This window comes from Alkalimonas sp. NCh-2, assembly GCF_039631345.1.
In the GTDB taxonomy this organism is placed as follows: Bacteria; Pseudomonadota; Gammaproteobacteria; order Enterobacterales; family Alteromonadaceae; genus Alkalimonas; species Alkalimonas mucilaginosa.
The window spans coordinates 223,851-237,369 of record NZ_JBDIUV010000002.1; the positions used below are offsets into that span (position 1 = coordinate 223,851).

The 13,519-nt window shown below is 56.6% G+C and carries 9 protein-coding genes; 8 read left to right on the forward strand and 1 reads right to left on the reverse strand.

Annotation, left to right across the window (positions count from 1 at the left end; translation table 11 throughout):
* The first annotated feature begins 2 nt into the window (after positions 1-2).
* The 5 genes from ABC502_RS06265 to ABC502_RS06285 all read left to right on the forward strand — a co-directional run bounded on the left by ABC502_RS06265 (position 3) and on the right by ABC502_RS06285 (position 5,424).
* On the forward strand, positions 3-911 hold the full coding sequence (locus ABC502_RS06265; RefSeq protein ID WP_345915259.1) for a BadF/BadG/BcrA/BcrD ATPase family protein: 909 nt from the start codon (positions 3-5) through the stop codon (positions 909-911).
* Positions 908-2,590 (forward strand): glycoside hydrolase, encoded by a 1,683-nt coding sequence (locus ABC502_RS06270; protein ID WP_345915260.1) that lies wholly within the window; start codon positions 908-910, stop codon positions 2,588-2,590. Before ABC502_RS06265 ends, ABC502_RS06270 begins: the two co-directional genes overlap by 4 nt.
* Positions 2,591-2,594: 4 nt before the next feature.
* Positions 2,595-3,308 (forward strand): copper homeostasis protein CutC, encoded by a 714-nt coding sequence (locus ABC502_RS06275; protein WP_345915261.1) that lies wholly within the window; start codon positions 2,595-2,597, stop codon positions 3,306-3,308.
* A 22-nt stretch (positions 3,309-3,330) separates the two neighbouring features.
* Positions 3,331-4,317 carry a N(4)-(beta-N-acetylglucosaminyl)-L-asparaginase gene (locus tag ABC502_RS06280; protein ID WP_345915262.1) on the forward strand — a complete coding sequence of 329 codons (987 nt, stop codon included), beginning with the start codon at positions 3,331-3,333 and terminating at the stop codon, positions 4,315-4,317.
* A 102-nt stretch (positions 4,318-4,419) separates the two neighbouring features.
* Positions 4,420-5,424, forward strand: a complete 1,005-nt coding sequence (locus tag ABC502_RS06285; RefSeq protein WP_345915263.1) for a hypothetical protein — start codon at positions 4,420-4,422, stop codon at positions 5,422-5,424.
* A 39-nt stretch (positions 5,425-5,463) separates the two neighbouring features.
* Here the strand turns inward: ABC502_RS06285 and ABC502_RS06290 are convergent, their stop codons facing one another.
* On the reverse strand, positions 5,464-5,820 hold the full coding sequence (locus ABC502_RS06290; protein WP_345915264.1) for a DUF393 domain-containing protein: 357 nt from the start codon (positions 5,818-5,820) through the stop codon (positions 5,464-5,466).
* A gap of 269 nt (positions 5,821-6,089) precedes the next feature.
* Here ABC502_RS06290 and ABC502_RS06295 point away from each other — a divergent pair, with 269 nt between their 5' ends.
* Genes ABC502_RS06295 through ABC502_RS06305 form a run of 3 tightly spaced genes read left to right on the forward strand, consistent with a single transcriptional unit; the run spans position 6,090 to position 13,503 of the window.
* Complete coding sequence (locus ABC502_RS06295; RefSeq protein WP_345915265.1) at positions 6,090-7,148, forward strand: efflux RND transporter periplasmic adaptor subunit; 1,059 nt, start codon at positions 6,090-6,092, stop codon at positions 7,146-7,148.
* A 9-nt stretch (positions 7,149-7,157) separates the two neighbouring features.
* The gene (locus ABC502_RS06300; protein ID WP_345915266.1) at positions 7,158-10,445 is read left to right on the forward strand and encodes an efflux RND transporter permease subunit; all 3,288 of its coding nucleotides are present in this window, start codon (positions 7,158-7,160) and stop codon (positions 10,443-10,445) included.
* Positions 10,438-13,503, forward strand: a complete 3,066-nt coding sequence (locus ABC502_RS06305; RefSeq protein WP_345915267.1) for an efflux RND transporter permease subunit — start codon at positions 10,438-10,440, stop codon at positions 13,501-13,503. The genes ABC502_RS06300 and ABC502_RS06305 overlap by 8 nt, the downstream gene beginning before the upstream one ends.
* The last annotated feature ends 16 nt before the right edge of the window (positions 13,504-13,519 follow it).

Genomic DNA, 13,519 nt, shown 5'->3' on the forward strand with positions numbered 1-13,519 from the left:
GAATGAGCGGCCTCAGCCAGCTGTTTGCTGGAGTGGATGCAGGTGGCAGTCACTGTCGTCTGCGGTTGGAAGATGCGACAGGCCAGTTGCTGGCAACAGCGCAAACGGGCCCTGCGAATTTGGGCTTGGGCAGGCAACGCGTGCAGCAGGAGATTATGCAAGGTGTTCATCTGCTGCTGCAGCAAGCCGGCATGGCGACAGCGGATATGGCCAGATTGCATGTGGCCGCCGGTATGGCTGGTGCGCATCTGCCAGAGCTGCGGCAACAGGCACAAAGCTGGTCGCTGCCTTTTGCTAAGTGGCAATTGACCACAGATTTGCACACAGCTTGCCTGGGCGCTCATGCCGGTCAGGACGGTGCCGTGATTATTCTCGGCACCGGCTTTAGCGCCATAGCGCTGCGGCAAGGGCAGCCAGAGCAATTGATTGGCGGCTATGGTTTTCCCATCAATGCTACCTGCAGTGGTGCTGGCCTGGGACTGGAAGCCATTAAGGCGGTACTGCTGGCGATTGATCATGTTGGGCCAGCTACCCAACTGACTGAGCAGTTGCAACAACAGTTGGGCTGCAGTCGCTATCGGTTGGCTGAGCAGTTTCTGGGGGCGACTCCGGAGCACTATGCCCGCTTGGCACCGCTCGTTTTTGCCGCCGCGAGCAGACAAGATGAGATAGCCATCGCTATTTTGCAACAGGGAGCGGCCTTTATCGATCAGGTTGCCCATCGCTTGCAGCAGCAAGGGGCTTTGCCTTTGTGTTTGCTCGGCGGCGTATCGGAATCCATTACGCCCTGGCTTGCAACAACGACACGTCAACAATTGGTCGTACCGGCAGCCTCGGCATTGGAAGGTGCCATCTGGTTGGCCCGGCGGCAGTATGAATTTCCCGACGTATTACAGGAGAGCATGGGATGAGATGGTGTTTGGGGTTGTTTTTAAGTTGTTTATTTTCCTATGCCTGGGCTGGCTCATTGTCGTTTACTTTGGAGCAGGCGCTTGAATGGAGCGGGCAGGATGAACAAGTAAAGCAACATGCCCGATCTACAGAGCCTTTGGCGGCACGAGGTACACCCACAGCCGGTCAGCTCTGGCCTAACCTGGACAAACGTCTGCAAGTGCTGATAGCCCCGGATGGCATGGATAACCTGGCGTTTGAGCAGCCTCAAACCAAGATGAATCATTATCTGTTCCGGCATTGGAGCTCCATTGATGTGTTGAATTGGTTTGCCGGTACGGCGGATAACACGGTGAATCTGCCAGCCGCTTCCTGGGTGGATGTAGCTCATCGGAATGGGGTCAAAGTGATAGGCTCGGTGTTTTTTGCTCCCACCGCCTGGGGAGGGCAGCCTGAACGCTTGGCTGCAGCGCTTAAGCAGGATGAGCAAGGTGGTTTTCCATTGGCTGATCAACTGCTGGCAATGGCTCTCTTTTATGGCTTTGATGGTTGGTTGATAAATCAAGAAACGGACTTATCGGCTTTGCCTGAACAAGAAGCGCGGCATATCGCTGCGAAGATGCAGCAATTTATGGCGTATCTGATGCAGCGCCGGCCTGAGGGGATGGAAATCCATTGGTACGATGCCATGCTGACCTCCGGCGCTGTTCGCTGGCAAAACGAATACAACCAGCCACTGGCTGAGTTCCTGCGGCCTGAACAAGACTTATTGGCTGATGCGGTCTTTCTCAATTATTTCTGGCAGCAAGGCCAGCCAGAGCGCAGTTATCAACTGGCCAGGCTGCATGGCATCGATCCCTTTCAGATCTTCACCGGGGCCGATGTTTGGCCTGGGCGAAACGATCAGCCAGCCTTTCGTAACCATCAGTGGTTAGAGGCATTGTTTGACCCGGAGTCCGGGCAAGCCTGGACCTCGCTGGCTTTGTTTGGCGTTAATTTTAGCTACCGTTTTGATGGCGATGAACGCCAGGCCGCTTTTCATCAGTTCAGTCAGGATCCGACCCAGGTGCAGCAATTTTATCGGACCGAGCAACGATTTTTTGCTGGCGACGAGCTCAATGTCGCTGCCAGTATCGGGGCCGGTGCCTGGCCGGGGCTGCAACGCTCTATCCCGGCAAGAACCGTGATCCAGCAAGTCCCTTTCCAAACCAGCTTTAATACCGGCCATGGTTATTATGCCTTCGATCAGGGCAAGCCATTGGCGGGCAGCTGGCATGATATCCGACAGCAAGATCTGTTGCCCAGTTGGCAATTTGCGGTGTTAGGACAAGGTTTGGCCAAGCTGCAGTACGATTTTGAGCGTGCCTGGCAAGGTGGCAGCTCATTGCTGATGCAGGCCGATACCCGCCAGGGTAGTGTCAGGATCCCGCTGTACCTGACTCAGTTAGCGCTCACGGGCGAGCAGCAACTCACAGTCATAAGCTGGCAGCCAGCAGATAGCGCTGCTATGCAGTTGTGGTTAGAGCTGGATGATGGCAGCAGTCTGTATTTTGAGTTGCTGGCCGGCAAAGACAACTGGCAACCGCAGCGCTTCTCGCTGGCAGATTATGCTGGTAGAAACATCATCCGGCTGGGTATGTATCTGCCTGAAGGCAGCGCGGATTATCGGGGCTGGTTGGGGCAATTAATCATTGAGTAAAACCATGCAAGCACAATTAGAGCTCTGTCTGGCCAGCGACCAGGGGCCTTTGGCTGAGAATATCCAACTGGCCAGTGCAGCCGGTGTGGGCAGCATAGAGTTGTGTGCCGCTATGGATACAGGTGGTTTGACACCAACGGGTGAAGCCATCGCTTTAGCTCGGCGGTACTGCACGGGTAGGACCCAACTGAGGGTGATGATTCGGCCCAGAGCTGGTAGTTTTTGTTATCGACCGCAGGAGCGGCAATTAATGGCACAGCAAATTGCCCAGGCCGCAGACCTGGGCGCCGATGGGGTGGTGTTTGGTTGCCTGACGGAAAATGGCGGCCTTGATCAGAAGGCGATGGATCTGTTGATGCAGCTTTGCATCGATTACCGATTAAGCAGCACCTTTCATCGGGCTTTTGATGCCGGCCAGCCGCACGAGGTGATGCTGCAGGCGCTGGCAGCCTACCCGTTAGAGCGGATTTTAACCAATGGCTGTCGTTGGCAATCAGGTCTCGGTATTGAGCACGGTTATGAACAGCTCAAGCGTTTGCAGCAAAGCAGCAAGGTGCAATGGATCTTTGGTGGTGGCCTTACCCTTCAGCTACTTCCTGAGCTGCAACAAACGCTAAAGCCCGCCTACTGGCATTTCCACAGTGCTTTATTGCAGCAACACCGGCTGCAACCGGAGCTGTTGGCTCAGGCACTGCAATGTATCGGACAAGCATCCTGACAGGATAAGGAGAGACAACCTTATGATGACCCGGCGACATTTTTTCAAGCTGGCTTCAGCCCTCGGTTTGGCAAGCAGCTGGCCGGCACACAGCATGCTGCAAGCCACTGCCGCCAAGCCATCGGCAGCGGTTAAACCTGTGGTGATCAGCACCTGGGATTTTGGGCTGCAGGCCAATGAAGTAGCCTGGCAACTGCTGCAGCAAGGCGGGGCTGCTTTGGATGCCGTGCAGCAGGGAGTGATGCTGGTCGAAGCGGATCCAACCGAACGCAGTGTTGGTTACGGCGGCCGACCGGATCGGGATGGCAAAGTCACGCTGGATGCCTGCATCATGGATCACCAGGCCAACATTGGCTCGGTGGCAGCGTTAGAACAAATCAAGCATCCGGTTGCCGTGGCCCGGGCTGTGATGGAGCAAACGCCCCATGTAATGTTGGTCGGTCAAGGGGCGCAGAAGTTTGCGCTTGAGCAGGGCTTTAAGCTGGAAAACTTACTTACCGAGCAGTCAGAGCGGGAGTGGCGGCAGTGGTTAAAAGAAGGCAACTACCGGCCGGTGGTGAATATTGAAAATCACGACACCATAGGGATGCTGGCGCTGGATAGCCATGGCAACTTGTCCGGTGCCTGCACCACCAGTGGTATGGCGTATAAGATGCATGGTCGAATCGGGGATTCCCCGATTATCGGCGCTGGCCTTTATGTGGATAATGAAGTCGGGGCCGCTACAGCCACAGGGCATGGCGAAGAAGTGATCCGGGTGACCGGTTCATTTTTGGTGGTTGAATTAATGCGGCAAGGGCTGACGCCGCAAGCTGCCTGTGAAGAGGCCGTCCGGCGCATCCATCAGAAATTGCTACTGCGGAATGCGGCCATTGCGGATACTCAGATTGGCTTTATTGCCATCAATAACAGGGGAGATTGGGGGAGTTTTTGCCTGCAGCCAGGCTTTAATTATGCGATTCGGTCCCCCGGCCAGACAGAACTGATTGCCGCCTCATCCTTACTTTGAAAGAAAGTTATATTTTTACAGTGTGAAGCGTGAACTTGTTGTAATGCCACTGCTCAAAAGCTAGCGGACCATCAATCGATGGCAATGGACAGGAGCAGAGCGATGGGATTGACAACAAAAATAGCCGTGGTTGCAGGACTTATTTGGGCTGGTTATGGTTGGGCGGCCGCTTCGCCCTTAGAGCAAGCCAATGCATTACTGGAGCAAAAGAACTATCAACAGCTGCAAGCATTGTTGGAGCCAGCTCAGCGCCAGTACCGGCGTGATGCCAACTATTGGTATTTGCTGGGGCGGGCTGCTATGGGTTTGTCCGATACCGCTGCGGCGGAAAAGCATCTGAAAAGAGCCGCTGAGCTCAATAGCAATCAGGCTGAGTATCAATTCTGGTACGGGCAAAGCAGCTGCAATCAGGCACAAAACGTCAATATGCTAAGAGCACGGGGCTTTGCCATTCGCTGCCGCGATGCCTTTGCTGCAGCAGCGACACTGGAGCCGGAAAATCTCAGCTACCAGCGGGCGCTGGCTCAGTTTCATATTCAGGCCCCTGCCATTGCCGGTGGCGATAAAAAAGAAGCCTTATCGATTGCACAACGCGTCAGGCAGTTGGATGCGCTGCAAGGCGACTTGCTGGAGCTCGAAGTGCATGTAGCCAACCAGGATCTGACGGCCTTTGAAGCCCTGGTGGGCGGATCCGAGTTGTTGCAAGCGCGACCGGAGCCTTTTGTGTTGCGCGGTTTTTATCAACAGCAGCAGGATGCGCATGAACAGGCCATAGCCGAGTTTGAGCAGGCGACTCAGCTTAGTATCGATCCAGACGATAAGACGGCCGTAACGCAGGTGTTGACGGCCTGGTATCAGTTGGGGCGTAGCGCCTTAGTGGGGAAAACCCAGCTGGATAAAGGCATTGCCGCCTTGCAGCATTACCGCACTCAGTTGGATACAGCCGAATTCACAGCACTGCCTGATATGGACTGGGCAGATTTGCGCCTGGCACAATTGTATTTGTTGCAAGAGGAAACCGAGCTGGCTCTTGCTTTGCTGGAGCCATTAAAAGCCAGCAGTCAGGATCAGCGAATTTTGGCTGAGATCAATAAGCTTTCGATTTAAATGATGGGGATTGATGGCTGAAGTTGCTGCTGCAGCGTACTAAAGCCGCCCTTCCCGCGCCAGACGGTGGCGCACCCAATGCCGGTACAGCCAGGAAAGAATAGATCGTATTAGCGGCAGGCCAATCAACCAGCCCAGCCAGCGGTAGCCGGGCAGCCGTGACAGCAGCAGCTGGTAGGCTGGCAGAGCACGCAGTATCTGTCCCTGTTCATCCTGGACATGCAACTCAAGGAGCGCAGCGCGTGGCTCAATGCCCAGTGCCCGTAGTTCGTCGTCACGTCCGTTGATATCCAGCCATTCGACCTGCACACCCTGGCCGGCATGCTTCTGATACCAGGCCCGGTCGCGCACACAGCCCGGGCATGCACCGTCGTAAAAAACCACTATTTTTGGCATCGCTGCTGTTCTCAAAGACACTGTCCAATCTAAAACACTATGCCATAGTGAGGCAACTATCTCCAAGCCTGGCAGGTTGCTGCATTGGTGAATCATTTGACCAAAAAAGTGGGGGATTTGACCATTTAAGCAAAATGACAACAGACATCCCTTGTTATGCGCAATCTATTATTTCATTTTAATTCATATTGTTATGTTAATTCTCTTGTGTTGGCACGATGGCTGCACTAGCTGGTGAAATGATTCAGCTTTTAGCAAGGAACACCATCATGAACAAGCTTCTCTTTGTCAGCGCACTATTCACCGCCGGTCTGGTTTTAACCGGTTGCAATCAGGCGCAGAGCAGTCCTAACAAAGCCTCGGCAGATGACATTGCCATTCCGGTCGAAGTGGCCATCAGTCGCCAGGGCGAAATCAGCAGCAGCTACCGCACCACCACCACTTTGGCGGCCACCGAAGAGGCGGATTTGATCAGCAAGGCCAGTGGCGTGATTGAAAAAATTCTGGTCGAAGAAGGCGATGCGGTAGAGGCCGGTCAGTTGCTGGCGGTGCTGGATAACGAGCGTCAGCGGCTCTTGCTAGCCAAAGAGCGGGCCGAGCTCAGCCGGCTGGAAGGCGAGCTGAAACGAATGAGTGAAATGCACCAGCGCCAGCTGGTCAGCACCGAGGTGTACGACAAACTGCGCTGGCAGCTGGATGCCACCAAAGCTGCAGTAGACCTGGCCGAACTGGCGCTGGCTGAAACCGAAATCCGCGCCCCTTTTGCCGGGGTGATTTCGCGCCGTTATGCCAGAACCGGCCAGCTGATCAATCAGTTTACCGGCAAATCGCTGTTTCATCTGATTTCCAATCAACGGCTGGAAGCAGTGGTGCACCTGCCAGAGCAGCAGTTGGCACAGGCCAGAGTAGGCCAGGGCGTGTTGCTGCAGCTGGCCGGCCATGCGCCACTGCGGGCCGAGCTGAATCGCATTGCTCCGGTGGTGGATGCGCAATCCGGCACCGTGCGGGCGACCTTGCTGCTGGATAACCAGCATGGCCAACTGCGCCCAGGGCTCTTTGCGCAGGTCGAAGTGCAGTTTGATGTCAAAACCGATGCCTTGCTGATCCCGAAACGGGCGCTGATGAGCAGCGACAATCAGCACAGTGTCTATGTGCTGGACAGCGAAGGCCGGGTGCAGCGCCAAACCCTGGTGCTGGGCTATCAGGCCGAGCAGGCGGTTGAAGTGGTATCTGGCCTTGAAAGCGGTCAGCAGGTGGTGATTGCCGGTCATGCTGCGCTGAAAAATGACAGCCTGGTGCAGGTTGTTCACACCCGCGATTTTCACTAAGGACGCCCTATGAAACTGGTTGATGTCGCGGTTGCCCGCCCTGTTGCTATCTGGATGTTTACTTTTGGTATCCTGTTGTTTGGTCTGGTGTCGTTAAGCCGTTTGGCGGTGAACTTATTACCGGACTTGTCCTACCCAACCCTGACGCTACGCACTGAGTTTGCCGGCGCAGCGCCAGCCGAAGTGGAGCAGCTGATCAGCAAGCCGATTGAAGAAGCGCTTGGCGTGGTCAAAGGCGTGCGCCGGGTGCAGTCGGTGTCACGGGCGGGTCGCTCCGATGTGGTGCTGGAGTTTGACTGGGGCACCGATATGGATCTGGCCAGCATGGATGTGCGGGAAAAACTCGACATTCTGATGCTGCCGCTCGATAGCGACAAACCGGTGTTGCTGCGTTTTAACCCCAATCTGGAGCCGGTGCTGCGACTGGCGCTAAGCCGCGAGCAAGGCCTGCAGAGCGAACGCCAGTTGGTCGAACTGCGCACCTTTGCCGATGAAGAGTTACGCCGCTGGATGGAAGCCCTGCCAGGTGTGGCGGCGGTCCGGCCGGATGGTGGTCTGAGCCAGGAAATTCAGGTGCTGGTCGACCCGAACAAACTCAGCCAGTTGCAACTGGATGTGCATTTGATCAGCAGCCGGCTGAAGCAGGAAAACCTCAATCTGGCCGGTGGCCGCTTAGAAACGCCGGGCTACGATTACCTGGTCCGTACCATCAATCAGTTTCAGCAACTCAGCGATATGGAAAATCTGTACCTGACCACCATTGATGGCAGCCGCATTTTACTGAAAGACGTGGCAGAAGTGCGCGATGCCTTCGCCGACAGGCGCAGTGTCACCTATGTTAATGGCCAGGAAGCGATTGAAGTCGCCATCTACAAAGAAGGCGATGCCAACACCGTTGAAGTCGCCGAGCGGGTGCTGGCCGAGCTGCCCAGGCTGCAACAGCGGCTACCGGCCGGGTATCAACTGACGCTGGTGTACGATCAGTCGGCCTTTATCAAGCAAGCCATTGCCGATGTCAAATCCGCTGCCATGATAGGTGGCGCTTTGGCGATGTTGGTGCTCTATCTGTTTTTGCGCAATGTCTGGGCAACCGTGATTATTTCGGTGTCCATTCCGGTGTCGGTGATTGCCACCTTTAATTTGATGTATGGCCAGGGCATTACCCTGAATATGATGAGCCTGGGCGGCATTGCGCTGGCGGTCGGTTTGCTGGTCGATAACGCCATCGTGGTGCTGGAGAACATTGCCCGTCACCGGGAGCTGGGTGCGGATGCGCCGACGGCGGCCCGCAAAGGCACCGGCGAGGTGGCCATGGCCATTACCGCTTCAACACTGACCACAGTAGCGGTGTTTTTCCCGCTGGTTTTTGTCGAGGGCATTGCCGGCCAGCTGTTTCGTGATCAGGCGTTAACCGTTACTTTTGCGCTGCTGGTGTCTTTGCTGGTGGCGCTGACCTTAATTCCAACCATGGCAGCGCGGCAGTTGCGCCGCCCGCAAGCTTCTGGCGATGCAGATTTATTGGCAGAACCAGCAAGTTTCCGCTGGTTGCCTGAGCGCTGGTACCAGTGGCCACTGATGCCGCTGCGCTGGGCGCTGAAAGGGCTGCAGACGACGCTGCAAGCGGTACTGGCCTTACTATTGCTGCTATGGCGGGCGCTTGGCTGGTTATTGGGACGTCTGTTCTCGCCTTTACTCTGGCTGGTGCAGGGCGCTTTGCGCCACCTGACCACGGCCTATCGCACACTGTTAGGGCTGGCGTTGCAAGCCAAGCTCGCCACCATCGGCATCACCTTGGTACTGGCCGCGCTTTGCTACAGTGTGCTGCCACGCCTTGGCGCCAATGTGCTGCCGGAAATGGCGCAGGGCGAGTTTTACTTGGAAGTGCAATTGCCGATTGGCTCGGCCATCGAGCAAACCGATGCGCTGATGACCGAACTGGCGGTCTTTGCCGCGGCCTTGCCGGAAATTGAGCGCAGTTATGGCCAGGCCGGTACTGGTAGTCAGATGACGGTGGATCCAAGCATTGGCGGCAGTCACTGGGGTCGCCTGTCGCTGGTACTGGCTGGCGGCGCTGATCCTTCGGCCGAAGCGCGCAGCATTGAGCAGCTGCGCAGCTTTCTGGCCCGTTACCCGGATGTGCAGGCCCGCTTTGAACGGCCACAGCTGCTGAGTTTTAGCACACCGCTGGAAATTGAGCTGGCCGGTTACGAGCTGGCCGAGCTAAAACATGCAGCCGATGCACTGGTGCAGCGTTTGCAGCAGGAAGGACGTTTTAGCGACGTGAAAAGCAGCCTGCGTCCCGGTCAACCGGAGCTGACGCTGTACTTTGATCACAGCCGGCTGGCACAGCTTGGCCTGACGGCCCGTGAAGTGGCGCAGCGGGTGGCTGTCTATGTTGGCGGCGATGTTGCCGGGCAGTTTTCAGTGCAGGATCGGAAAATTGATATCCGGGTGCGGCTGGACGAGGCTTACCGTCAGACCGAGCAGCAACTGGCCGAGCTGGTGATTAACCCCGGCAGTGCCACGCCACTGCCACTGGCTGCAGTAGCCGATATTCGCCGTGAACTCGGCCCCAGCGAAATCACCCGCATTGCCCAGCAGCGGGTGGCTGTGGTCAGCGCCAATCTGGCCTCTGGTGATCTGGAGCAGGCCACCCAGCTGGCGCGTCAGCTGCTGGCCGAGCAAATGCTGCCCTTTGGCGTGGTGGCCGAAGTTGTCGGGCAAAGTGAAGAAATGAGCCGGGCTTACCAGTCCTTGCTGATGGCCTTGTTGCTGGCGGTGTTCCTGGTGTATCTGGTGATGGCCTCGCAGTTCGAAAATCTGCTGCAGCCACTGGTGATCCTGTTCACCGTGCCGCTGGCGGGTGCCGGTGCGATTCTTGGGCTCTGGCTGACCGGCACCGGCTTGTCGGTCATTGTCTTTATTGGTCTTATCATGCTGGCCGGTATTGTGGTCAACAACGCCATCGTACTGATTGATCGCATCAATCAACTGCGCCAAAACGGTTTGGCGCTGGCCGATGCGGTGCTGCAAGCCGGCGAGAGTCGTTTGCGCCCGGTACTGATGACCACCCTGACCACGGTGCTGGGCTTGTTGCCATTGGCTCTTGGTACCGGCGAAGGCAGTGAGGTCAGGGCACCGATGGCCATTACTGTGATCTTTGGCCTGCTACTTTCTACCTTGCTGACGCTGGTGTTTATTCCGGTGCTGTATGCGCTGGTGAGCCCGGATCGTGCGCCTGGCGCTGAGCCGGCAGCAACCGAAGCAGCTGATTTGCCGGAGGTGCAGCATGACTGAGCAACCATTGGCGATAACCCGGCTGGCGCTCAGCCGGCCCATCACCGTCTGCATGCTGTGCATTTCGTTGCTGCTGTTTGGTGTGCTGGCCAGTCGTTTGTTGCCGCTGGAAAAATTCCCCGGCATCGACATTCCGGAGATCTACATTCAGGCGCCATACCCCAATGCCACCCCGGCCGAGATCGAGCGCTTGATCACCCGGCCAATTGAAGAAGCACTGGCAACGGTCTCAGGTATTCAGCAGATGCGCAGTTTCTCCAATGAAAACAGCGCCGATATCTCGCTGATGTTTAACTGGGACGAGCCTATCCGCAGTAAAAACATGGAAGTACGCGAGCGGCTGGATGCGGTACGTGCCCAGTTGCCAGCTGATCTGGAGCGGGTCTTCGTGTTTCAGTTTAATACCGACGACATGCCGATTTTCCAGCTGCGCATTTCCAGTGAGCGGGATTTAGCCCTGGCCTACGATTTGCTCGAACAGCACATCAAGCGCCCGCTGGAGCGGGTGCCTGGGGTACCGAAAGTCGAACTCTATGGCGTGGATAAACGCCAGGTCATTATCCGGCTCGATCCGGCCCGGTTGCATGCGCTCAATGTCGATCCGGCGCAGCTGCTGGCACAGCTTCGGCAAAGCAACTTTGCCATCACTGCCGGCAGTTTGCAAAACCCGGAACAGCATATGCTGGTCAAGCCGGTCGGTGAGTTTCGCTCGCTGAGCGAAATTGAGCGCCTGCCCATTCGCCCCGGCTTGCAGCTATCCGATGTGGCAACGGTGGCGCTTGAATTGCCGAAGCGTGAGGATGGCCGCCATTTAAACCAGACCTACGCCGTTGGCATGAATGTGTTCAAAGACTCCGGTGCCAATCTGGTCGAGGTGGCTGATGCCGCCATGGCGGTGGTGCGCGCCGCCGATCAAAATCCGGCCTTTGCCGGCATTCAGCTCTATGTGATGGACGATATGGCAAAGGGCGTGACGTCCTCGCTGCGTGATTTGCTGCTGGCCGGCAGCATCGGCGCTGGCTTGTCCTTTGTGGTATTGTTCTTATTCTTGCGCCACCTGGCCACCACGCTGGTGGTGGTGCTGTCGGTGCCCGCAGCCATCATTATGGCATTGGGCGCAATGTATTTCCTGGGTTACAGCTTAAACATCCTCAGCATGATGGGGTTGATGCTGGCTATTGGTATGTTGGTGGATAATGCCGTGGTGGTGACCGAGAGCATTTTCCGTGAGCGCGCCGCAGGGGGGGATGTGCGGGCAGCCACCGAGCGGGGCGTGCGCCGGGTCAGCCTGGCAGTACTGGCGGGTACCGCCACTACTGCCATCGTATTTTTACCCAACATCATTGGCCAGAAAATGGATCTGACTATTTTCCTTGAGCATGTCGCCATTGCCATCTGCTTGTGTCTGGGTATTTCTTTGGTGCTGGCGCTTAGTTTAATACCGCTGTTAACCACCCGGCTGAAAGTACCGGAGCAGGATGGGGCCAAATCTGCTTTTGGGGAGCGTCGCTATGCCAGGCTGCTTGGCGCTGTAATGCGCTTTCCGAAACTGTCCGGTCTGTTGGCCTTGCTGGTGCTTGGCAGCATTGTGATCCCGCTTGGCCAGGTGGGCAGTGGTGATGGTGATATGGAAGACAACAGCCGGATCTTTCTGAATTACCGGGTGCAGGGCAATTACAGCCTGGAAGAAGTGCGGGCCGAAGTCAGCCAGATGGAAGCCTTCTTGTACGACAACCAGCAGCGTTTTCACATTGAGTCGGTCTACAGCTATTACCGGGCTGGCTACGCCATTTCGATTATTCTGTTAAAAGACGACTTGCCGATGCCATTGGCCCAGTTGCGTCAGCAAATTCAGGCCGACTGGCCGGCGCTGGTGCGCTCGCGGCCATCCTTTAGTTTTGGCGGCGGCGGAGGCGGTTTGCAATTGCATCTGCTGGGCCCTTCCACTGAAGCTTTGCTGGAGCAGGCAGCGATGCTGGAGCCGATGCTCAGCAGCCTGGCTGCGCTTGATAACGTTAGCTCCGATCTGGAGCGGGGCCAGCAGGAAGTGCAAATTGTGCTGAACAAAGATGAACTGGCGCGACTGGACCTACCCGCCAGTCTGGTGGCCGAGCGGGTCGCGCTGGCGCTGCGCGGTGCCAATCTGCGCACCTACCGCACCGAACAGCAAGGCGAAGTGCAGCTGCGGGTGCAGTTTGATGAGCGCATCAGCCAGTCGTTGGCCGAGCTGGCAGCTCTGCCTATCCTGGTACAGGCGGGCAGCAGCATTCAGTTGCAGCAGTTGGCCGAGCTTAACATAGCCCCACGGCTTTCACGCATTGGCCGGTTGAACCGTCAAACAGGCATCGCGCTTAGCATGAGCCTGGCCGATGGCGCTACCATGGAGCAGGCGCAGCAACAAATCCGCCAACTGATGGAGCAAGTTGATTTACCGGCTGGTTATCAGTGGTCTTTTCATGGTGCTTTTCAGCGCCACGATGAAGCGCAGCAGGTGATGCTGGTCAATATGCTGCTGGCGGTAGCGATGATCTACATTGTAATGGCCGCCTTGTTTGAGTCCTTGCTGCTGCCCAATGCGGTGATTGGCTCTTTGCTGTTTTCGCTGGTCGGGGTGTTCTGGACTTTCCTGCTGACCGGTACCTCGATGAGCATTATGGGCATGATTGGCATGCTGGTGCTGATGGGTATCGTCGTGAACAACGGCATCGTGCTGGTCGATCGCATCAATCAGGAGCGGCAATTGCAGCCAGAGACGGCGCTGAAAGAGGTGATCATCTTAGCCTGCACTGCACGGCTCAGGCCCATTCTAATGACGGTATCGACCACAGTGCTTGGCTTGCTGCCACTGGCACTGGGCGGTACTCAGCTGGCCGGCGATGGCCCAAGCTACGCCCCAATGGCCATTGCCATTATCGGCGGCCTGCTGTTTTCCACCTTAACCAGTTTGCTGCTGGTGCCGCTGACCTATTACGCACTGGTTCGGCTGCGCGAAGCGACCAGCCGGCTGCTGCAAGGCAGTAGCCGTTGGGCGAATAAGGTGTGGCAAGTTCAGTCGTAGTGACAGGCGGCCACAG

Excerpts from the sequence above, each read along its gene's own strand:
- ABC502_RS06265 (WP_345915259.1), top strand. The coding sequence starts at position 3 with ATGAGCGGCCTCAGCCAGCTGTTTGCTGGAGTGGATGCAGGTGGCAGT.
- ABC502_RS06270 (WP_345915260.1), top strand. The coding sequence starts at position 908 with ATGAGATGGTGTTTGGGGTTGTTTTTAAGTTGTTTATTTTCCTATGCC.
- ABC502_RS06275 (WP_345915261.1), top strand. The coding sequence starts at position 2,595 with ATGCAAGCACAATTAGAGCTCTGTCTGGCCAGCGACCAGGGGCCTTTG.
- ABC502_RS06280 (WP_345915262.1), top strand. The coding sequence starts at position 3,331 with ATGATGACCCGGCGACATTTTTTCAAGCTGGCTTCAGCCCTCGGTTTG.
- ABC502_RS06285 (WP_345915263.1), top strand. The coding sequence starts at position 4,420 with ATGGGATTGACAACAAAAATAGCCGTGGTTGCAGGACTTATTTGGGCT.
- ABC502_RS06290 (WP_345915264.1), bottom strand. The coding sequence starts at position 5,820 with ATGCCAAAAATAGTGGTTTTTTACGACGGTGCATGCCCGGGCTGTGTG.
- ABC502_RS06295 (WP_345915265.1), top strand. The coding sequence starts at position 6,090 with ATGAACAAGCTTCTCTTTGTCAGCGCACTATTCACCGCCGGTCTGGTT.
- ABC502_RS06300 (WP_345915266.1), top strand. The coding sequence starts at position 7,158 with ATGAAACTGGTTGATGTCGCGGTTGCCCGCCCTGTTGCTATCTGGATG.
- ABC502_RS06305 (WP_345915267.1), top strand. The coding sequence starts at position 10,438 with ATGACTGAGCAACCATTGGCGATAACCCGGCTGGCGCTCAGCCGGCCC.